Source organism: Stenotrophomonas sp. ZAC14D2_NAIMI4_6 (assembly GCF_003086875.1).
Lineage (GTDB): Bacteria > Pseudomonadota > Gammaproteobacteria > Xanthomonadales > Xanthomonadaceae > Stenotrophomonas.
Genome location: NZ_CP025996.1, coordinates 1,870,214 through 1,889,677, shown reverse-complemented (window position 1 = coordinate 1,889,677; position 19,464 = coordinate 1,870,214). Strand labels below are relative to the sequence as shown.

General features: G+C 67.0%; 19 protein-coding genes and 1 tRNA gene. 11 read left to right on the top strand and 9 right to left on the bottom strand.

All coding sequences use genetic code 11. From position 1 onward, the window contains the following. Window positions 1-10: 10 nt before the first annotated feature. Genes C1933_RS08745 through C1933_RS08730 form a run of 4 tightly spaced genes read right to left on the bottom strand, consistent with a single transcriptional unit; the run spans window position 11 to window position 5,650 of the window. Complete coding sequence (locus C1933_RS08745) at window positions 11-1,150, bottom strand: hybrid sensor histidine kinase/response regulator (RefSeq protein ID WP_108752933.1); 1,140 nt, start codon at window positions 1,148-1,150, stop codon at window positions 11-13. Beyond that, window positions 1,147-1,719: a chemotaxis protein CheB gene (locus C1933_RS08740; RefSeq protein WP_108752932.1), complete on the bottom strand. Its 573-nt coding sequence runs from the start codon at window positions 1,717-1,719 to the stop codon at window positions 1,147-1,149. Before C1933_RS08740 ends, C1933_RS08745 begins: the two co-directional genes overlap by 4 nt. After that, window positions 1,719-2,543, bottom strand: a complete 825-nt coding sequence (locus tag C1933_RS08735) for a CheR family methyltransferase (protein ID WP_108752931.1) — start codon at window positions 2,541-2,543, stop codon at window positions 1,719-1,721. Before C1933_RS08735 ends, C1933_RS08740 begins: the two co-directional genes overlap by 1 nt. Beyond that, complete coding sequence (locus C1933_RS08730; protein WP_108752930.1) at window positions 2,540-5,650, bottom strand: response regulator; 3,111 nt, start codon at window positions 5,648-5,650, stop codon at window positions 2,540-2,542. The genes C1933_RS08735 and C1933_RS08730 overlap by 4 nt, the downstream gene beginning before the upstream one ends. A 149-nt stretch (window positions 5,651-5,799) precedes the next feature. Here C1933_RS08730 and C1933_RS08725 point away from each other — a divergent pair, with 149 nt between their 5' ends. After that, window positions 5,800-6,960 carry an ATP-binding protein gene (locus tag C1933_RS08725; protein ID WP_234414687.1) on the top strand — a complete coding sequence of 387 codons (1,161 nt, stop codon included), beginning with the start codon at window positions 5,800-5,802 and terminating at the stop codon, window positions 6,958-6,960. Next, a complete protein-coding gene (locus tag C1933_RS08720; protein WP_108749445.1) occupies window positions 6,950-7,309 on the top strand; it encodes a response regulator in 360 nt (119 codons plus the stop codon). The genes C1933_RS08725 and C1933_RS08720 overlap by 11 nt, the downstream gene beginning before the upstream one ends. 148 nt (window positions 7,310-7,457) lie before the next feature. Here the strand turns inward: C1933_RS08720 and C1933_RS08715 are convergent, their stop codons facing one another. After that, window positions 7,458-8,147, bottom strand: coding sequence for a MarC family protein (locus tag C1933_RS08715; RefSeq protein ID WP_108752928.1), 690 nt, complete (start codon window positions 8,145-8,147; stop codon window positions 7,458-7,460). Window positions 8,148-8,446: 299 nt separating this feature from the next. Here C1933_RS08715 and C1933_RS08710 point away from each other — a divergent pair, with 299 nt between their 5' ends. Next, the gene (locus C1933_RS08710; protein ID WP_159093954.1) at window positions 8,447-8,938 is read left to right on the top strand and encodes a hypothetical protein; all 492 of its coding nucleotides are present in this window, start codon (window positions 8,447-8,449) and stop codon (window positions 8,936-8,938) included. Between the two features lie 48 nt (window positions 8,939-8,986). Here the strand turns inward: C1933_RS08710 and C1933_RS08705 are convergent, their stop codons facing one another. Further along, window positions 8,987-9,424 carry an acetyltransferase gene (locus tag C1933_RS08705; protein WP_108752926.1) on the bottom strand — a complete coding sequence of 146 codons (438 nt, stop codon included), beginning with the start codon at window positions 9,422-9,424 and terminating at the stop codon, window positions 8,987-8,989. Window positions 9,425-9,449: 25 nt separating this feature from the next. Beyond that, window positions 9,450-9,526: transfer RNA gene (locus C1933_RS08700), tRNA-Arg, on the bottom strand. A gap of 190 nt (window positions 9,527-9,716) precedes the next feature. Here C1933_RS08700 and C1933_RS08695 point away from each other — a divergent pair. The 7 genes from C1933_RS08695 to C1933_RS08665 all read left to right on the top strand — a co-directional run bounded on the left by C1933_RS08695 (window position 9,717) and on the right by C1933_RS08665 (window position 16,399). Then, window positions 9,717-11,249: an aldehyde dehydrogenase family protein gene (locus tag C1933_RS08695; protein WP_108752925.1), complete on the top strand. Its 1,533-nt coding sequence runs from the start codon at window positions 9,717-9,719 to the stop codon at window positions 11,247-11,249. A gap of 17 nt (window positions 11,250-11,266) precedes the next feature. After that, complete coding sequence (locus C1933_RS08690) at window positions 11,267-12,052, top strand: SDR family oxidoreductase (RefSeq protein ID WP_234414686.1); 786 nt, start codon at window positions 11,267-11,269, stop codon at window positions 12,050-12,052. A gap of 279 nt (window positions 12,053-12,331) precedes the next feature. Continuing rightward, window positions 12,332-12,616 carry a DUF4190 domain-containing protein gene (locus C1933_RS08685; protein WP_108752923.1) on the top strand — a complete coding sequence of 95 codons (285 nt, stop codon included), beginning with the start codon at window positions 12,332-12,334 and terminating at the stop codon, window positions 12,614-12,616. A 5-nt stretch (window positions 12,617-12,621) separates the two neighbouring features. After that, window positions 12,622-13,392, top strand: coding sequence for a class I SAM-dependent methyltransferase (locus C1933_RS08680; protein WP_108752922.1), 771 nt, complete (start codon window positions 12,622-12,624; stop codon window positions 13,390-13,392). A gap of 9 nt (window positions 13,393-13,401) precedes the next feature. After that, window positions 13,402-14,457 (top strand): quinone-dependent dihydroorotate dehydrogenase, encoded by a 1,056-nt coding sequence (locus C1933_RS08675; RefSeq protein WP_108752921.1) that lies wholly within the window; start codon window positions 13,402-13,404, stop codon window positions 14,455-14,457. Continuing rightward, the gene (gene murB / locus C1933_RS08670) at window positions 14,454-15,503 is read left to right on the top strand and encodes a UDP-N-acetylmuramate dehydrogenase (protein ID WP_108752920.1); all 1,050 of its coding nucleotides are present in this window, start codon (window positions 14,454-14,456) and stop codon (window positions 15,501-15,503) included. Before C1933_RS08675 ends, murB begins: the two co-directional genes overlap by 4 nt. A 32-nt stretch (window positions 15,504-15,535) precedes the next feature. Continuing rightward, the gene (locus C1933_RS08665) at window positions 15,536-16,399 is read left to right on the top strand and encodes a DMT family transporter (RefSeq protein WP_108754787.1); all 864 of its coding nucleotides are present in this window, start codon (window positions 15,536-15,538) and stop codon (window positions 16,397-16,399) included. 114 nt (window positions 16,400-16,513) lie between these two features. On the opposite strand, the gene C1933_RS08660 is transcribed toward C1933_RS08665, so the two are convergent. Both C1933_RS08660 and C1933_RS08655 read right to left on the bottom strand, forming a co-directional pair. Further along, the gene (locus tag C1933_RS08660; RefSeq protein ID WP_108754786.1) at window positions 16,514-17,533 is read right to left on the bottom strand and encodes an aminoglycoside phosphotransferase family protein; all 1,020 of its coding nucleotides are present in this window, start codon (window positions 17,531-17,533) and stop codon (window positions 16,514-16,516) included. A 110-nt stretch (window positions 17,534-17,643) separates the two neighbouring features. Continuing rightward, entirely contained in the window at window positions 17,644-18,255 is a 612-nt protein-coding gene (locus tag C1933_RS08655; protein ID WP_108752919.1) for a TetR/AcrR family transcriptional regulator, read from the bottom strand. Between the two features lie 103 nt (window positions 18,256-18,358). Between C1933_RS08655 and C1933_RS08650 the strand changes: the two genes are divergently transcribed. Next, complete coding sequence (locus C1933_RS08650; RefSeq protein WP_108752918.1) at window positions 18,359-19,432, top strand: MBL fold metallo-hydrolase; 1,074 nt, start codon at window positions 18,359-18,361, stop codon at window positions 19,430-19,432. The last annotated feature ends 32 nt before the right edge of the window (window positions 19,433-19,464 follow it).

The window sequence follows — 19,464 nt, the reverse complement described above, 5'->3', positions numbered from 1 at the left end:
GCTGAAGAATTCAGGAAACGGCGATGGCGCGCCCATCCACGCGACGCGGCAGGATCGCTTCGAACACCACCTGGCCCGCCTCGTTGCGTGCGGTCAACCGCCCGTGATGCGCGCGCACGAACTGATCGGCGATGTACAAGCCCAGCCCCAGGCCCTTGCTGGGATGGAAGCTGGCCTTGAACGGTTCGAACAGGCGCGGCAGCAGCGCCGCATCGATCTGCCCGGCATTGCGCACGCGCAGGGTGACCGTATGTGCGTCGCGGCCATCGACCTGCACCTGCACCGCCGAATCACCGCCATGGGTCAACGCGTTGCCGACCAGGTTCGCCGCGATCTGGCCCAGCCGATCCAGGTCGCCCTGCAGGCCGCTGTCGCCATCCTGTTCGAACTGCAGCCGGGCGCTGCCATGCGCGCTGCCGGCCTCGGCCAGCACGGCACGGGTCACCTCGGCCAGGTCACACGCCGCCGCATCCATGCGCAACCCGCCGGTGCGGATACGCGAGAAGTCCAGCAGCTGTTCCACCATGCGCGCCATGCGCACCGTGCTGGCCTCCAGGTGCTTCAGCGTCTGCTGCGCCGACGCGTTGTCGGCCGGCAGCTCCAGGCTCAGCTTGTCCGCGCACAGCAGGATGGCCGACAACGGCGTGCGCAGGTCGTGGGTCAACACCGCGGCCATGGTCTCGTTGAGTTTCAGCGCCCGCTCCAGCGCTTCATTGCGGGCCTTCAGCAACTGGCGTTGCTGGTAGAGCTCGATGAATACACTCACCTTGCTCAGGATCACCTGCGGCGCCACCGGCTTGTGCAGGAAATCCACCGCGCCGCTTTCATAGCCCTTGAACGCGCGCACCGGATCGTCGGGCGAGGCGGTCAGGAAGATGATCGGCACATCGCGGCTGCGCTGCGAACCGCGCATCAGCTCGGCCAGGGTGAACCCGTCGATCTCGGGCATGTGCACGTCCAGCAGCGCCAGCGCCACTTCGTGCTCCAGCAGCAGTTCCAGCGCCTGGGCGCCGGAACCGGCCAGCAGCAGGTTCACCCCGTCGCGGCGCAGCAGCGCCTGCATGGCCACCAGGTTCTGCGGCACGTCATCGACGATCAGCAGGTTGACCGGGGACTGCGTCGGGGCAGGCTCGGGCGGCAGCAGGTTCATGCGAAAACTTCCTTCAGGCGACAGCACAATGTTTCAAGGGACAGCACGGCGTCAGCGCCGGCGTGCTGCAGGGCGGAGGCCGGCATCATCGACGCTTCGGCCTCCTCGGGGCATTGCAGCCAGGCGCGGCCACCGGCGCTGCGCACCGCGGCCACGCCTTCGCTGCCATCACTGCTGGCCCCGGTCAGCAGTACCGCCAGCACACCCGCACCGAACACCGCCGCGGCGGATTCGAACAGCGGATCGATGGCCGGCCGCGAAAACAGCACCGGCTCATCCATCGACAGCGCCACGGCCTCGGTGTCTTCCACCAGCAGGTGGTAGTCCGGCGGCGCGAAGGTCACCGTACCCGGCTGCAGCGGCTGCTTGTCCTCGGCCTCGCGCAGGGCCACCACGCAGTACGGCGCCAGCACTTCGGCAATGCGGCTGCTGCGGTCACGCGGCAGATGCAGCACCACCAGCACCGGCACCGGCAGGCTGGCCGGCAGTGCGCCCAGCAGCTGCTGCAACGCCGCCACGCCACCCGCCGAAGCGCCCACCACCACCAGCGCCGGACGCGGCTCGGCCATCAGGCCACCTTCCGGTACAGGCGATGCTCGCGCGAGCAGACTTCGAACGCGCCATGGTGAATGCCAAACTGCAGCGATTCCTTGCTGCCCAGGCCCAGGAAGCCCCGGTGCACCAGCGCTTCGCGGAACAGCCCGACCGCACGGTCCTGCAGATCGCGGTTGAAATAGATCAGCACGTTGCGGCAGGACACCAGGTGTACTTCCGAAAACACGGTGTCGGTGGCCAGGCTGTGGTCGGCAAACACCACGTTGCGGCGCAGCTGGCGATCAAACACCGCGCCATCGTAGGCGGTGGCGTAGTAATCAGACAGTGAACCGGTGCCACCGGCGGCCAGGTAATTGCGGCTGAACTGCGCCAGGCGGTCGATGCCATAGGCACCAGCCTCGGCAGTGGCCAGTGCCTCCGGGTTGATATCGGTGGCGTAGACGATGCTGCGATCGAGCAGGCCTTCCTCGTGCAGCAGGATCGCCAGCGACCACACCTCCTCGCCCGTGCTGCAACCGGCCACCCACAGCTTCACCGACGGCCAGGTGCGCAGCACCGGCACCACCTGCTCGCGCAGTTCGCGGAAATACGCCGGGTCACGGAACATTTCCGAGACCTGCACGGTGAAGAACTGCATGGCCTGGGCGAACAGCTCCGGCTCGTGCAGCAGGCGGTGCTGGAGGTCCACCAGGCGCTCGCACTCATAGCGCTGCATGGCCTGGCGCACCCGCCGCCGCAGCGACGAGATGGCGTAGCTGCGGAAGTCGTAGTGGTAGCGCTGGTACAACGCTTCCAGCAACACTTTCAGTTCCAGGTCGAACAGCGCCTGTTCGTTCATTGCCGCGAGCACCACACACGGCACAGCGACACCAGCTTGTCCACGTCGATGGGCTTGGCGATGTAATCATTCGCGCCGGCCTGCAGGCAGCGCTCGCGGTCATCGGGCATGGCCTTGGCGGTCAGCGCGATGATCGGCAGGTCCTGCAGGTGCCGCTGCGCACGGATTTCGCGCATGGCAGTCAGGCCATCCTTCTCCGGCATCATGATGTCCATCAGCACCAGATCGACCTCGCGCTGGGCCAGGCGGTCCACCGCTTCCTGGCCGTTGCGCGCGATTTCCAGGCTCACGCCCAGCGGTTCCAGCACGCTGGACAGGGCGAAGATGTTGCGCACATCGTCCTCGGCCAGCAGCACGGTGCGCCCGTCCAGCACAGTGTCGCGGCGGCGTGCCTCGCGCAGCAGGCGCTGCTGGTCACTGGGCAGGCTCGCTTCCACGCTGTGCAGGAACAGGGTCACTTCATCCAGCAGGCGCTCGGGCGAACGCGCGCCCTTGATGATGATGCTCTTGGAATAGCGGCGCAGGCGCTGCTCGTCTTCGCGGCTGAGCGCGCGGCCGGTGTAGACGATCACCGGCGGGAAGCCGACGTCATCGTTGCCGGCCATGTGTTCCAGCAGGTCGTAGCCGCTGCCGTCGGGCAGGGCCAGGTCCATCACCATGCAATCGAAGGTGACCGTGCTCAGCTGCTGCAGCGCCTCGGCCTGGGTGCCCACGGCCACGATCTGCAGCTGGTCGCGGCCCAGCAGCAGTTCCAGGTTGTGGCGCAGGTCGCTGTCGTCTTCCACGATCAGCAGGCGGCGCACGTCGCGCTGGCTGGTCTGTTCCAGCTGCTCGATGGCCGCCACCAGGCGTTCGCGGGTGGTCGGCTTGATCGCAAAACCGATCGCGCCCAGCTCGCGCGCCACCTGGCTGCGATCCATCGCCGACACCACATGCACCGGAATATGGCGGGTGTCGGGATTGCGCTTCAGTCGTTCCAGCACGCTCAGGCCGGATACATCGGGCAGGCCGATGTCCAGCAGGATGCCATTGGGGCGCAGCTCGACGGCCAGTGCCAGCGCTTCTTCGGCCGTGGTGGCCACCACGCAGTCGAAGTCCAGTTCGTGGGCCAGCACCACCAGCGCTTCGGCGAAGGTGGCATCGTCTTCCACGGCCAGGATCAGCCGGCCGCCGTGGCGACGCTGGCCACGATCATCGGCCACGGTGCGCACCGGCGCGGCAGCGCCATGGGCAACCCCCAGCTGCGGCGCGGGCGCATGCACCGCAGCCGGCGCAGCGGCAATGGGCGCAACTTCAGCCGGCGCGTGCGGTACCGATTCGGCCACCGCGGGGGCGCCCTGCAGCGGCAGCTCCAGGATGAAGCAGCTGCCCCGCCCCGGTTCGCTGTCCACCTGGATATCGCCGCCCATGCGCTCGGCCAGGTCGCGCGAGATCGACAGGCCCAGGCCGGTGCCACCGTAGCGGCGGCGGGTGCTGCCATCGGCCTGGCGGAAGGCCTCGAAGATGGCCTGCAGCTGGTCGCGGGCGATGCCGATGCCACTGTCGGCCACTTCGAAACGCACCCGGCCATTGCCGCCGGCGCGCACGTGCAGGCTGACCTTACCGTGCTCGGTGAACTTCAGCGCATTGGCCAGCAGATTCTTCAGGATCTGCTGCAGGCGCTGGCTGTCGGCTACCAGCTGGGTCGGTGCCAGCGCATCGGCTTCGATCTGCAGGGCCAGGCCCTTCTGCCGTGCCATCGGTTCGAAGGTTTCGCGCAGGCGCTGCAGCACGCTGTCCACCACCACCACTTCGTCGGCCAGTTCGACATGGCCGGCTTCGATGCGCGACAGATCCAGGATGTCGTTGATCAACGCCAGCAGATCGTTGTTGGACGACAGGATGGCGCGCGCGTACTTCACCTGCTCCTCGGTCAGCGTGCCGTCCTTGTTATCGGCCAGCAGCTTGGCCAGGATCAGCGAGCTGTTCAGCGGCGTGCGCAGCTCGTGCGACATGTTGGCCAGGAATTCGGACTTGTAGCGCGAAGTGGCGGCCAGCTCGTTGCTGTTGCGCACCAGCTGCCCCTGTGCGACCAGCAGCGCCTGCTTCTGCGCTTCCAGTTCGTGGGTGCGCTCTTCCAGCTGCACGTTGCTCTGTTCCAGCTCGGCCTGCTGCTGCTCCAGGTGGCCCTGCGACTGCATCAGGCTGCGGCTCTGCTCTTCCAGCTCTTCGTTGGCCACGCGCAGTTCTTCCTGCTGCGCCTGCAGTTCCTCGCCCTGGCGCTGCGATTCCTCCAGCAGCACCACCAGCTGTGCACGCAGCATCGAGGCGCGCAGGGCCATGCCGATGGTTTCGCCACAGCGCTGCAGCAGTTCGGTGTCCAGCGCGGCCTGCTGGCCCGGGCTGGCGCGGCCCAGTTCGATCACGCCCACCAGGCTGCCATCGCTGCTGATCGGCGCCAGAATGCGCTCGCGCACGGCAATGCGGCCCAGGCTGGACTGCAGCTCCAGCGCCTGCGCGTCGCCACCACTGAGATGCAGCACCCGGCCATCGCGGGCTACCTGGCCGAGCAGGCCTTCCTGCAGGCCCACGGCGCTGGCAATGCCGGTGGGCAACGCGACCCCGCCGGTCAACTGCAGGCGGCCGCCTTCAAGGCGGTACAGCGCGCCCACCTGGGCCTGCAGCTGCACGGCCAGGCTGGACATGGCCGCCTCGGCAATCTGTTCCGGGCCCAGGTCGCCACGCAGGCTCAGGGCCACTGCATTCTCGGCTTCCTGCAGCCACAGCGCGCGCATGGCCTGGCGCCGGGCCTCGATGGCGCGCGACACGATCAGCGCGATCATCAGGAAGGCCACGCCGCCAATACTGCGGTTCACGAACGAGAACGCGGAATTGCTGCTGGCCGGCGCCACGTTGTAGCCGATGGCCAGCAACCCGCAGGCGATCACCGCCACCATGAACGGGACCCGCGCGCTGCGCTGGAACACCGTCACGCCCACGGCCATGAAGTAGGCCAGCCAGACCGCGTAGCCCAGCGGCACCACCAGTTCCATGGCGGCGGTTGCCGCAAGCAGCACGGCTGAAGCCGTCCAGACCCAGCGGTCACGCGTGGTTGCACCAGGACGCATACAGGTGGTTTCCAGTCGGCAAAAGGGGGATGAGGATACCCCGTGTCGCATTCAGCCGCATACGACGAATGGCACACGCCGCGCCTGCACATATCCTTCACGCTGCGCTGCCTAGGGTCTGCGCCCTTACAGGGGCTTTTTCTATTGACGTGGTCGCTGCCGCATTCACGGATTCCGCACTGACGGATCCCTCACGACAATTGCGATTGCTGATTGACAGCGTGCATGACCATGCGCTGTACCTGCTCGATCCCGACGGCATCATCTGCAGCTGGAACCCGGGCGCGCAGCGCATCAAGGGGTTTGCCGCCGAGGAAGTCGTCGGCACGCATTTCGGCCGCTTCTACCTGGACAAGGATCGCGACGCCGGTGAACCGCAGCGCCTGCTGCAGCTGGCCGCACGCGAGGGGCACCATGCCAGCGAGGGCTGGCGGCTGCGCAAGGACGGTTCTTCGTTCCGCGCCAGCATCGTGATCGAACCGGTGGTCGAACAAGGCCAGCTGCTGGGCTTCGTCAAGATCACCCGCGACATCACCGAAAGCTGGCAGGCCCAGCGCCTGCTGCGCGATGCCCAGCGCGCGCTGCGCCAGACCCAGCAGTTCGAGACCGTGGGCCGGCTCAGCCGCGGCCTGTCGCATGAATTCAACAACCTGCTGACCACCATCGGCAACGCCATCGACCTGGTCTCGCTGCGTGTGGGCCAGGACCCGCGCGCGCAGGAGCTGCTGGCCAGCGCCCAGGCGGCCACCGACCGTGGCGCCCTGCTGACCCGCCAGCTGCTGGCGTTCAGTTCCGGGCAGACCCTGGTACGCGACCGGGTGGACATCAATGCCTTGATCGGCGGCCAGTTGGACGCCCTGCGGCGCAGCTGCCCGCCCGGCATCGGCCTGGACACGTCCATGACCCTGGACCTGCCGCCGCTGTGCCTGGACCGGGCGCAGCTGGAAACCGCGCTGGCCAACCTGGTGGCCAACGCCGCCGAAGCCACCCCGCCCGGGGGCCGGGTGCGGGTGGCCACCGCACTGGAACGGCGTCTGGACCCCGATGCCGACCGGCACGTGGAGCGCGCATACGTTACCCTGCGTGTCCACGACGAGGGCCGTGGCATGGCGCCGGAGATCGCCGAGCGCGCCAGCGAGCCCTTCTTCACCACCAAGGACATTGGCAAAGGCAGCGGCCTGGGCCTGAGCCAGGTGTTCGGTTTCACCACCCAGAGCGGCGGTTTCGTCGACGTGGCCACCACCCCCGGTGTTGGCACGACGGTCAGCCTGCTGCTTCCTGCAATAGAGGACTCCACCCATGACCGATGACCCGATCCGCGTATTGATGGTGGAGGACCAGACCGATCTGCGCGAGATGATCGGCCTGGCCCTGCGCGATTTCGGCATCGACGTGGAAACCACCGCCGACGGTCACGAAGCGGTGGCGCTGCTGCAGAGCGGCACCCGTTTCGACGTGGTGTTCAGCGATATCAGCATGCCCAACGGCATGTCGGGCATCGAACTGAGCGAGCACGTGGCCCGCGACCAGCCGCACGCGCGCATGATCCTGTCCTCCGGCTACGCGCGCTCGCAGCTGCCGCCGCTGCCCGACCAGGTCGAGTTCCTGCCCAAGCCCTACCGCCTGCGCCAGCTGGTGGAACTGCTGCAGCAGCACTGATCCCGCAACGGCCCGGTAGAGTCGAGCTTGCTCGACTGCTCCTGGCTCCTGCCCCATCCGTCGAGCAAGCTCGACGCTACAAAAGCGCCTCGCGTCGCTCCGGCGTGCGGCCGATGTTCCGGGCGACCTCCGTCGAGCAAGCTCGACGCTACGCCGCGCCGGCGAACGTCTCGTGATTGAGGTCCACCCACCCCGTCCACATCAGCTGTATGCCAATGCACAGCAGCACGAACGCCACCAGCTGCTGCATCACCACCGCACCGGTCGGGCCCAGCCGCGTCACCAGAAAAATGGAATTACGCAGGATCAGATAGATCACGCCCACCACCAGCAGCGCCCCACCCACCGCCACGATCACACCCGACAGCAGATGCAGTGGCGTCACCGATTCCACGTGCGTACCCAGGGTGATGCACGCGGCAATGGTTCCCGGACCGGTGGTCAACGGGAACGTCAGCGGAAAGAAACTCTTGCCTTCCAGTTGCGCATCGGCAATCGCCTCGGCCTGCTCCTGCGCCGGGCTGGGCGGGTCGTCAGTACGCGCGCCGAGCATGCGCCAACCGGCGGCGGCCACCAGCAAGCCGCCACCGATACGCACCACCGGCAGGGAAATGCCGAACAACGACAGCACATAGGTGCCGACCAGCATCGCCAGCACGATCACCACGAAGCTGTTCACCGCGATCTGCCGCGCCAGCTTCTTGGCCATGGCGCGGCGGTTGCCCACCGTGGAAACGAAGATTGACGCCGTGCTGAGCGGATTGATGATCGGCAGCAGGGTGACCGGCACCAGGATCAGTTCACCGGCCAGGGTGACAAGCAGGGTGGGCAACTGCACGGGCGCCTCCGTGTGGCTGGGCGGTTACCAGCGCAGGAACAGGGTGACGCCGAAGATGATCAGCACCACGACCAGCACCAGCCACAGGCCGTGGCGCTGTCTCCAGGTGGGCTTGGGCGTACCAGGGGTATTCATGGCGGAAATCCTTGCGTGGAAGGGATGACCGCAGCGTGCTGGACGCCGTGTGCAGTGGGCGTGGAGACGGGTTGGGTACTTCAGAATGGGTAGGATTGAACGGCCGCACCGAGTCATATAGCTTTCAGGCTCAGCTGTCCCCTGAGGGTACATTCGTGAGCGGCATGAATCTGCTTGGATTGCTGTTGATGCTCGGCCAGGACGCTGCTCCGCCGACTACCGCCGACGTTTCCCAGAAAGAGATTGCTGTGGCTGCTGCGGAAGCGGTTGAATCAGCCAGAATCTATGCCAACTGCTCTGGCTGGTGGGATTTCCTGGCCACGCACGAGCGGGAAGCCGGGCGACCCGCGTCCGCCGAGCAGTTCAAGAACCTGGGAAATGGCGCACAGACTGCCGCATTGTGGCTGCATGGCCAGGCATATGCTCTGACCGCGACCAAGCCTGCCCGCTACAAGACGTGGTTACCACTCGTTGCGCCTTTACGGGAGGGCGCGGCCATCAGAGCCGCGGCCATGGCCGAACATGGGAAAATCGACTTGGTGCGATCTGAGCTGCAGCGATGTGAAACCTTGCTGGAGAGCCAGCAGCGAGCCATCGACAGCATCCGCAATGACACTGTTCAACAGGAACTGGATGCCGCCGGTTCGGGCGACTAGTCCGGGGCCATTGCGCAACGAGGCGGGTGCCCGGGCTTTTCTGCTGGACTAACCGTTGTGACGCAGGTGGATCAAGGGATACGGACGACCTTGCGAGTCACACGCTGAACGGCCGGTCTCGATGAACCCCATCCGCAGGTAGAAGCCAACCGCCTGGGCGTTCTGCTCGTTTACATCGGTCGTCAGTTGCTTGTGCGCAGACAATCCATGCAGCAACAGCTGTCGTCCAATGCCGGTGCCACGGACATCAGGATCGATGAACAGCGCTTCCATATGCGAACCGTCGATCAGCATGAAGCCGTACGGCCGATCATTCTGATCAACCGCCACGGTCATCGGCGCTTGGGGCAGGAAAGCGGCGACCTCGACATCAATCGCCTGGCGGTCCTCAGCTTGGAGAAAGCCGTGGGTCGCGTCAACCGAGCGACGCCACAGATCAACCAAGGCTGCGCCATCGTCGGCGCGCGAGGAACGCAGAATGTACATATGCCAGCTCAAGGTGCTTCGAATCTGGTGACCCCGGCCCGATTCGAACGGGCGACCTTCCCCTTAGGAGGGGGACGCTCTATCCAGCTGAGCTACGGGGCCATGCAGCCGCCAAGTTTACAGGCAAGCTCCCTGCCCTCCAAGCATTCAGTTTTCCCATCCCCATCCCACGCCCGCTGGCGCGCCGCACCATGGGTATCCGGGCGGCTCTGCTACCATCGGCGGTTCAGTCCGCTGCATCCCCCACCTGCCCGCGGCGGCGCCAACAACGTAACGAAATACAGGAGTCTGCATGTCTTCCGAGCTGCTCAAATCCCTTGGCCTGGACGCGATCAACGCCGGCACCTACCTGGGCAACGGGGAATGGTCCAACGCCAATGGCGGTGAGCTGATCACCCCGGTGAACCCGACCACCGGCGAGGCCATCGCGCAGGTACGCGCCACCACCGAATCCGAGTACGAAATCGTCATCGCCCGTGCGCAGGAAGCCTTCAAGGTTTGGCGCACCACCCCGGCCCCGCGCCGTGGCGAGGCCGTGCGCCTGTGCGGCGAAGCGCTGCGCAAGCACAAGGACGCGCTGGGTTCGCTGGTTGCGCTGGAAATGGGCAAGAGCAAGCCCGAAGGCGACGGCGAAGTGCAGGAAATGATCGACATCGCCGATTTCGCCGTGGGCCAGAGCCGCATGCTGTACGGCTACACCATGCATTCCGAGCGCCCCGGCCACCGCATGTACGAGCAGTACCACCCGCTGGGCCTGGTCGGCATCATCTCGGCCTTCAACTTCCCGGTGGCGGTGTGGAGCTGGAACGCCTTCCTGGCCGCCATCTGCGGTGATATCTGCATCTGGAAGCCGTCCAACAAGACCCCGCTGACCGCCATCGCCTCCATGCGCATCTGCAACGAAGCGCTGCGCGAAGCCGGTTTCCCGGACATCTTCTTCCTGGTCAACGACGCCGGCACCGCCCTGTCCGAGACCCTGGTGGACGACCGCCGCGTGCCGCTGATCAGCTTCACCGGCTCCACCCAGGTCGGCCGCACCGTGAATGAAAAGGTGGCCCGCCGCCTCGGCCGCTGCCTGCTGGAACTGGGCGGCAACAACGCCATCATCCTGGACGAAACCGCCGATCTGAAGCTGGCCGTGCCGGGCATCGTGTTCGGTGCGGTCGGTACCGCCGGCCAGCGCTGCACCACCACCCGCCGCCTGATCGTGCACCGCTCGATCTACGCCGATGTGCTGGCCACGCTGGTGAAGGCCTACAAGCAGGTGGAAGGCAAGATCGGCGACCCGACCGATGCCGCCAACCTGATGGGCCCGCTGAACAGCGAAGGCGCCGTGCAGCAGTTCCTGGATGCCATCGCCCAGGCCAAGGCCGCCGGCGGCACCATCGAAACCGGTGGCACCCGCATCGACCGCGCCGGCAACTTCGTGCTGCCGGCCATCGTGTCGGGCCTGAAGAACAGCGACGCGGTGGTACAGCACGAAACCTTCGCGCCCATCCTGTATGTCATGCCGTACGACAACATCGATGAAGCCATCGACATGCAGAACGGCGTGCCGCAGGGCCTGTCCTCGTCCATCTTCACCGCCAACCTGAAGACCGCCGAGAAGTTCCTGTCGGCCGCTGGCAGCGACTGCGGCATCGCCAACATCAACATCGGCACGTCCGGTGCGGAAATCGGCGGCGCCTTCGGTGGGGAGAAGGACACCGGCGGTGGTCGCGAATCTGGTTCGGATGCGTGGAAGGTCTACATGCGCCGCCAGACCAACACCATCAACTACTCCGATTCGCTGCCGCTGGCCCAGGGCATCAAGTTCGATCTGTGATGGCCAACGATTCGGCCATGGCCCAGGGTCGGATCCCCGCAGGGGCTCCGACCCTCGACCTCAGCGGCCGCCGGGTACTGATCGCCGGCGGCAGCAAGGGCATCGGCCGTGAACTGGCGCTGGCCTTTGCCGGCGCCGGTGCCCAGGTATCGGTCTGCGCGCGTGGCCAGGCCGGCCTGGATGCCCTGCAGGCCGACGCCCAGGCCCAAGGCACGCCGCTGCACACCGCCTCCGTCGATCTGGCCGTCCTCGACCAGATCGACGCCTGGCTGCACGGCGCCGCCGAGGCACTGGGCGGTATCGACGTGCTGGTGAACAACGCCACCGGCTACGGCATGGCCGACGATGAAGACGGCTGGGCAGCCAGCCTGCAGATCGACCTGATGGCGGCGGTGCGTGCCTCGCGGCTGGCCCAGCCGTGGCTGCGCGCCTCTGCAGATGCCTGCATCCTGAACCTGTCGTCCATTGCCGCGCAGCAACCGCGCCCGGGTGGCGCGCCGTATGCCGCGGCCAAGGCCGCGCTTTCGCACTACACCACCTCGCAGGCCCTGGCGCTGGCCCCGCACCGCATCCGTGTGAATGCCATCGCCCCCGGCTCGATCGAATTCGCCGACGGCCTGTGGGATCGCCGCCGCGTGGAAGACCCCGCGCTGTACCACGGCACCCTGGCCAAGATCCCGTTCGGCCGCTTCGGCCAGCCGCAGGAAATCGCCAACGCCGCCCTGTTCCTGTGCTCGCCGCTGGCACGCTGGATCACCGGCCACGTGCTCAACGTCGATGGCGGCCAAGTGCTGATGGGCTGACCTTGGCTCTGGTAGCTGCCAACCTTGGTTGGCAGTCCTGGCCCCCGGTAGCTGCCAACCTTGGTTGGCAGTCCTGCCCCCGGTAGCTGCCAACCTTGGTTGGCGATTCGCATCGACCAAGGTCGACGCCTACCAGAGCGATCCCCACCCCCGGTAGCTGCCAACCTTGGTTGGCGATTCGCATCGACCAAGGTCGACGCCTACCAGAGCGTTCCCCGGCGCCCTTGGGCTTGGCCACCCGCAGGCACTATCATGTGCACACTGCCAAGGAGGACCCCGATGAGCGTGGCACCCCGACAGACCAGCACCGTGGCCGTGCTCAGCCTGGTGCTGGGCATTGCAGGCTGGACCGTACTGCCGTTCGTGGCCAGCATCGTGGCCATCATTACCGGGCACATGGCCCGCGCCGAAATCCGCCGCCGCCCCACCGATCTGGAAGGCGATGGCCTGGCCCTGACCGGGCTGATCCTGGGCTGGTTGAACGTGGGCATGGTGCTGCTGGGCATCCTGGCCTTCATCGCTTTCTTCGGCGGCCTGGCCTGGCTGGCCGCCATGTCGAACTGACCGCCATGAGCGCTTCTGACAGCACCGAACGCTTCAGCAGCCGGGTAGCCGACTACGTGCGCTACCGGCCCGACTACCCCGCCGCCCTGATCGACTGGCTGCATGGCCCGATGGGCGTGCCCACCGCGGCCCTGGTGGCCGACATCGGCGCCGGCACCGGCATTTCCAGCCGCCAGTTCCTGGCCGCCGGCCACCCGCTGGTGGCGGTGGAACCCAATGCCGCCATGCGCGCCGCCGCCGAACAATGGCTGGCGCCGCAGTACCCGCAGTTCCGCGCCGTCGATGGCCGTGCCGAAGCCACCGGCCTGGCCGATGCCAGCGTGGATCTGGTGTCTGCCGCCCAGGCATTCCACTGGTTCGACACCGTAGCCGTGCGCGCCGAGTGGCAGCGCATCCTGCGCCCCGGCGGCCTGGCCCTGGTGTACTGGAACTCGCGCCTGCTCGACGCCAGCCCGTTCCTGGTCGGCTACGAGCAGTTGCTGCTGGACTTCGGCACCGACTACACCGCCGTGGCCGAGCGCTACCAGGACGATGCCACCATGCAGGCCTGGTTCGGCCCCGGCCTGCGCGGCTGGGTGCAGCTGCCCAACGTGCAGCATCTGGACCTGGACGCCCTGCGCGGCCGCCTGCTGTCGTCCTCGTATGCGCCGCAGGCCGGGCACCCGCGCCACGATGCCATGCTGGCCGCCTTGCAGGACCTGTTCGCCGCCCACGCCGTGGACGGCCAGGTCGCCTTTGAATATCAAACCCGAGCCTTCCTCGGCACGCTGGACTGAAACCACCGCATGTATTCGCTTGCCCGCCCCTTCCTGTTCTCGCTCGACGCCGAGCGCGCCCACGGCCTCGGCCTGTCCGCTCTGGACCTGGCCTACCGCACCGGCACCACGCCGCTGTTGGCCGCACGCATCGCGCCGATGCCCAGCACGGTGTTCGGGCTGACCTTCCCCAATCCGGTCGGCCTGGCCGCCGGCCTGGACAAGAACGGCGAGCACATCGATGCACTGTTCGCGCTCGGCTTCGGTTTCGTGGAAATCGGCACCATTACCCCGCGCCCGCAGGAAGGCAATCCGAAGCCGCGCCTGTTCCGCCTGCCCGCCCACAGCGCCATCATCAACCGCATGGGCTTCAACAATGCCGGCGTGGATGCGCTGGTGCGCAACGTGGAACGCGCGCGTGACCGCCGCGGCCTGCTTGGGATCAACATCGGCAAGAACAAGGACACCCCCAACGAACAGGCGGCCGACGATTACATCACCTGCCTGGACAAGGTGTATCCGCTGGCCGACTACATCACGGTGAACATTTCTTCGCCCAACACCGCCGGGCTGCGCGAGCTGCAGGAAGAAACCGCGCTGCGCCAGCTGGTGGCACAGCTGCGCGACCGCCAGGAAGCGCTGGCGGCGCAGCATGGCCGCCGCGTGCCGATGCTGGTGAAGGTGGCACCGGACCTGAGCGAGCGCGATATCGATGCCGCCGCACGCGTGCTGGGCGAACTGCAGGTGGACGGGGTGATCGCCACCAACACCACCATCGACCGCAGCCGCGTGGCCGGCGATCCGCTGGCCAACGAGGCCGGCGGCCTGTCCGGTGCGCCGGTGCTGGACCAGTCCACCCTGGTGCTGCGCCGCCTGCGCGCGCGCCTGCCCGAATCCATTCCGCTGGTCGGCGTGGGCGGCATCCTGTCCGGCGCCGATGCGGTGGCCAAGATGGCCGCCGGTGCGTCGCTGGTGCAGTGCTACAGCGGCCTGATCTACAAGGGCCCTGCGCTGGTGGCCGACTGCGTGGAAGCGATCCGTCGCCGCCGCGAGGCGCCCAGCCGTGGCGCGGTGGCACCGCTGTGAGCACCGCACCCTTGCGCTGGACCCTGACCGAGAACGCGCCGCTGCAGACGCTGAATACCTTCCATGTGCAGGCCACGGCGGCGCAGCTGCTGGAACTGCACGACCCGGCCCTGCTGCCCGACGTGCTGGCCCTGCCCAGCGTTGCCGGCGGCCCGCTGCTGGTGCTGGGCAGTGGCAGCAACGTGCTGATCGCCGACGATCTGCCCGGCACCGTGCTGGTGTTCGGCAACCGCGATATCAGCTTCCTGGAACACCGCGCCGACCATGCGGTCATCCGCGCCGGTGCCGGTGTGCCCTGGCACGGGCTGGTGATGTGGTCGCTGCAGAATGGCCTGTCCGGGCTGGAAAACCTGGCGCTGATTCCCGGCACCGCCGGTGCCGCGCCGATCCAGAACATTGGTGCCTACGGCGCGCAGGTGGGCGAATTCATCCAGGCCGTTGAAGCCTGGGATTGCCAGGACCAGGCCTGGGTGCGGCTGGACAACGAACAGTGCGGCTTCGGCTACCGCGACAGCGTGTTCAAGCAGCAGGCCGATCGCTACCTGATCACCGCCATCGAACTGAAGCTGCCGCTGCTGCACGATCTGCGCATGGATTACGCCGGCATCCGCGAGGAACTGCAGGCACAGGGCGTGGAACTGCCCAGCGCGGTGGACGTGGCCAACGCGGTCATCGCGATCCGCCGCCGCAAGCTGCCCGACCCGGGTGTGCTGGGCAATGCCGGCAGCTTCTTCAAGAACCCGGTGCTGCCGCTGGAACAGACCGAGGTGCTGCTGCAGCACTTCCCCGAGCTTCCGGTGTTCCCGGCCGAGCGCGAGGACCAGCGCAAGGTGTCGGCGGCGTGGATGATCGACGCCTGCGGCTGGAAGGGCTTCCGCGAAGGCGATGCCGGCGTGGCCGCCAGCCATGCACTGGTGCTGGTGAACCACGGCAATGCCAGCGGTGCTGAACTGCTGGCCTTGGCCCGGCGCATTTCCGCCTCGGTGCTGGAAAAATTCGGCGTGCCCATTGAACCGGAACCGCGCCTGCTCGGCGCCCAGTGGTGAACACCGCCGTGCAGGGCCCGGCCGCCGCCCCGTTGCGGGCGGCACTGCTGATGCTGGGCAGCACCCTGGCGTTCGGGCTGATGGCCGTGGCGATCCGCTACGCCACCCGCTACGTGCCCACCCAGGAAGTGGCCTTCTTCCGTAATGCCTTCGGTCTGCTGGCGCTGCTGCCCATGCTGCTGCGCCCTGGCCGCGCGCCGCTGAAAACCCAGCAGCTACCGCGCTATTTCCTGCGCAGTGCCATCGGCCTGGCCTCGATGCTGTGCGCCTTCTGGGCGCTGGGCCACCTGCCGCTGGCGCAGGCGGTATCGCTGTCCTATTCCACGCCGTTGTTCGTCACCATTGCCGCGGTGCTGTGGCTGGGCGAGATCGTGCGCGTGCGCCGCTGGGCGGCGGTGGTGATCGGCTTCATCGGCGTGCTGGTGATCGTGCGGCCCGGCACCGCCGGCTTTTCCGCAGGCAGCCTGGTGGCCGTGGCCGCCGCCCTGCTCGGCTCGCTGGTGGCGATCCAGATCAAGCAACTCACCCGCGTGGACAGCGCCGATACGGTGGTGCTCTACACCTACGTGTTCTGGGTGCCGCTGTCGTTGGTCCCGGCGTTGTTCGTCTGGGTATGGCCCACCGGCATGGCTTGGGTGTGGCTGGTGGCCACCGGCGTGATGGGCACCGTGGGCCAGCTGCTGTGGACCCGCGCGCTACGCCTGGGTGAAGTCTCGGCACTCACTCCGATCAGTTTCCTGCAACTGCCGCTGGTGACCCTGTGCGGCTGGCTGCTGTTTGGCGAAACCATCGACCGCTGGACCCTGATCGGCGCCGGCATCATCCTGGCCGCCAACGCCTACATCGCCCACCGCGAAGCCGTACTGGCCCGCCGCGCCCGCGCGCCTGCCCCGTAGAGTCGAGCTTGCTCGACTGCTCTTTGTAGAGTCGAGCCATGCTCGACTGAATTGCCGAACGCAGTCGAGCATGGCTCGACTCTACAACACACGGCAGTCGAGCATGGCTCGACTCTACAGAACGCAGCACGCCACCCGGTACGCGCGCTCGGCCGCATCCACCACATTCCCCGGCGCGAACTGCTCGCCCAGGAAATGCAGCGCCTGCCGCCGCTGCTGCACCGCACGTCCCTGCGCCTGCGCCCCCAGCAGCATCTGCTGGAACTCGATCAGGTCCTGCAGCACGCGCACATGCCGGTACCAGGCAATCCATCGCGCATCGCCCAGATCTTCCCCATAGCCTTCCACGAAACCCTGCGGGCGCTCACGCCCCCACCGGCCGCCCACCGCGCCGCCCACGAACATCAGGTCGCGCTCGCGCGGGGACAGCGCCAGGCCATCCCAGTCGATCAGATGCAGTCGGCCAGCCGTATCCATCAACAGATTGCCGGCATGCAGATCGGTATGGCACACCCGCAGTTCTGCACGCTGGTCCTGCAGGCCCTGCTGAAGTTCCTCGGCGCGTGCATGCAGCTGCGCAATGCGCGCACGCTGTTGCTGCCACAGCGCCAGGAACGCCTCCCCCCAACGGTCCGTGGCGGTTGGCAGCGCACCGGGCTGCTGCAGCCACTGCCCCACCGTCAGCAGCGCGTCGGTATCCAGCGCAACCTGCGGCAGCGCGCTCGCCATCGCCTCCGGCAGTCGCGCTTGGTGCAGGCAACGCAGCACGCGGCCCAGCTGCTGCCACTGCGCCGAACTCAGCGGTGCCTCGAAACCCGATTGCCCTTCAATGTAGGGAAACAGCGTGAACTGCAGGCCCCAGCGCTGTGCCGACGCGGCACCGGCCAGCGTGGGCCACGGCGCCACGATTTCCTCGATGCCCAGCGTGCCGCGCAACCAGTGCAGGCTGTCCCACACTGCCGGGTTCACCTGGTAACGGCGGCACTTCAGCCACCACTGCGCATTGCGCGCATCAATGCGGTACACCGCCGCATGGGCATCGGCGCCCACCGCGCGCGACACCACCGCCGTGGGCGTGATGCCATAGGACTGCTGCAGGACTTCCCCGATCTGCGGCACCGTTGCAAGTGACATGAACACCCGACTGCGTGGAGGGCACGCCCACTATCGCAGACACGCTTTACAGCGCGCAGGCAAACCGGTCACATCTTTGGCCAGCTGCGACAAAACAGCGCAGCGTCACGTCACTTCGCGTAGTGCCCCAGGAACATCGCCACGGCCGATTCGGCCACCCGCGTACGCTCGGCTGCGGCCAACGGCGGCTGCCCCAGCGTCACCTGCGGCCAGAACGCAAAGCCTTTCACCAGGCCCTGCAACTGCTGGTCGGCGAATTCCGGATCGACCTCGCGCAAGCGACCATCGGCCACCGCAGCGCGCACCCATGCACTCACCCCGCCCTCTTTTTCGCCCATGCGGCAGACGATGGCCTGCGCGCGTTCGGGCGAATGGATGATCTCGGCCATCGCCACCCGTGCCAGGTCAATGAAGTTGGGGTCGCCCAGCAGCTCCAGTTTCTTCGCCAGCAACTGCAGCAACTGCGCCTGCAGCGGCTGGTCGGCGCGGTAGGGCACGTCCACGCTCGCCACGCTGCTTTCCCACAGCTCTTCCAGGATCAGCGCGAACAGTTCTTCCTTGCTGGGGAAATGGTTGTAGACCGTGCGCTTGGACACCCCGGCGGCCGCCGCGATGCGGTCCATGCTGGTCGCCTCGTAGCCCGCCGCGCGGAACTCTTCCACCGCCGCGCCCACGATGGCTTCGCGTTTGCGATCGGTCAGGCGTTGCGGGGCACGGGACATGGCGTTACCAGGAATCTGAACGGACGCCGACATTTTACACCGGCCAGTGTACTTTCCTGAAATCGGAAACTACACTGTGCAGTGTACCCAGCGGACGTCCCCGATGAAGCGCCTGCTCCTTGTCCTCCTGCTTGGAACCCTTGCCGTGACCGCTTATACGTTCTGCAAATCCTGGTCCCTGCCCGACTTCCCCGACTCGCCGCAGTACCGCGACGGCAAGTTCCGCAACGTCCTGCCCAAGCCGGCCATGGGCCTGCGTGATGGTCTGGAGATCTGGTGGACCTTCCTGTTCAACAAGCCCAAGGGCACCGTGCCCACGCAGCCTATTCCGGTGCAACCACTGGACCGCGCCACGCTCGACACCGCGCCCGATCGCAGCCTGTTCCGCCTGGGCCATTCCACCCTCCTGCTGAAGCTGCGCGGCCAGTACTGGCTGACCGACCCGGTGTTCTCCGAACGCGCCTCGCCGGTGCAGTGGATGGGCCCGGCACGCTTCCACGCACCGCCCATCAGCATCGACGAACTGCCGCCCATCGCCGGCGTCATCCTGTCGCACAACCACTACGACCACCTGGACCATGCCGCCGTGCTCGCGCTTGCGGGCAAGACCACGCGCTTCATCGCGCCGCTGGGCGTGGGCGACCAGTTGATCGCCTGGGGCATCGATGCAGCCAAGGTGGAACAGCTGGACTGGTGGCAGAGCACCACCGCTGGCGGCCTGCGCCTGACCGCCACCCCGGGCCAGCATTTTTCCGGTCGTGGCCTGGGCGACAGCGACCGCAGCCTGTGGGCGTCGTGGGTCATCCAGGATGACGACTTCCGCATTTTCTTCAGCGGCGACACCGGCTACTTCGATGGCTTCAAGGCCATTGGTGAAAAGTACGGCCCGTTCGATCTGACCATGATCGAAACCGGCGCCTACGACGAACGCTGGGCCTTCGTACACATGCAGCCCGAACAGACCCTGCAGGCGCACCTGGATCTGCGCGGCAAGTGGCTGCTGCCGATCCACAACGGCACCTTCGACCTGGCCCTGCACGACTGGCAGCAACCGTTCGAACGCATCACCGCCCTGGCCGCTGCCCACAACGTCCCCGTCGCCACCCCGATCATGGGCGAAGCCCTGGACATGCAGGCCCCCACGCCCGGCACCCGCTGGTGGGAATCCCCCCGATAACCCCGGCCGGTAGGTGCCAACCTTGGTTGGCA

What these genes read in the sequence shown, in the direction of transcription:
- C1933_RS08685 (WP_108752923.1), top strand. Translation starts at nt 12,332, where the DNA reads ATGAGCGTGGCACCCCGACAGACCAGCACCGTGGCCGTGCTCAGCCTG.
- C1933_RS08695 (WP_108752925.1), top strand. Translation starts at nt 9,717, where the DNA reads ATGTCTTCCGAGCTGCTCAAATCCCTTGGCCTGGACGCGATCAACGCC.
- C1933_RS08730 (WP_108752930.1), bottom strand. Translation starts at nt 5,650, where the DNA reads ATGCGTCCTGGTGCAACCACGCGTGACCGCTGGGTCTGGACGGCTTCA.
- C1933_RS08745 (WP_108752933.1), bottom strand. Translation starts at nt 1,150, where the DNA reads ATGAACCTGCTGCCGCCCGAGCCTGCCCCGACGCAGTCCCCGGTCAAC.
- C1933_RS08660 (WP_108754786.1), bottom strand. Translation starts at nt 17,533, where the DNA reads ATGTCACTTGCAACGGTGCCGCAGATCGGGGAAGTCCTGCAGCAGTCC.
- C1933_RS08690 (WP_234414686.1), top strand. Translation starts at nt 11,267, where the DNA reads ATGGCCCAGGGTCGGATCCCCGCAGGGGCTCCGACCCTCGACCTCAGC.
- C1933_RS08740 (WP_108752932.1), bottom strand. Translation starts at nt 1,719, where the DNA reads ATGGCCGAGCCGCGTCCGGCGCTGGTGGTGGTGGGCGCTTCGGCGGGT.
- C1933_RS08680 (WP_108752922.1), top strand. Translation starts at nt 12,622, where the DNA reads ATGAGCGCTTCTGACAGCACCGAACGCTTCAGCAGCCGGGTAGCCGAC.
- C1933_RS08720 (WP_108749445.1), top strand. Translation starts at nt 6,950, where the DNA reads ATGACCGATGACCCGATCCGCGTATTGATGGTGGAGGACCAGACCGAT.
- C1933_RS08675 (WP_108752921.1), top strand. Translation starts at nt 13,402, where the DNA reads ATGTATTCGCTTGCCCGCCCCTTCCTGTTCTCGCTCGACGCCGAGCGC.
- C1933_RS08650 (WP_108752918.1), top strand. Translation starts at nt 18,359, where the DNA reads ATGAAGCGCCTGCTCCTTGTCCTCCTGCTTGGAACCCTTGCCGTGACC.
- C1933_RS08655 (WP_108752919.1), bottom strand. Translation starts at nt 18,255, where the DNA reads ATGTCCCGTGCCCCGCAACGCCTGACCGATCGCAAACGCGAAGCCATC.
- C1933_RS08705 (WP_108752926.1), bottom strand. Translation starts at nt 9,424, where the DNA reads ATGTACATTCTGCGTTCCTCGCGCGCCGACGATGGCGCAGCCTTGGTT.
- C1933_RS08735 (WP_108752931.1), bottom strand. Translation starts at nt 2,543, where the DNA reads ATGAACGAACAGGCGCTGTTCGACCTGGAACTGAAAGTGTTGCTGGAA.
- C1933_RS08710 (WP_159093954.1), top strand. Translation starts at nt 8,447, where the DNA reads ATGAATCTGCTTGGATTGCTGTTGATGCTCGGCCAGGACGCTGCTCCG.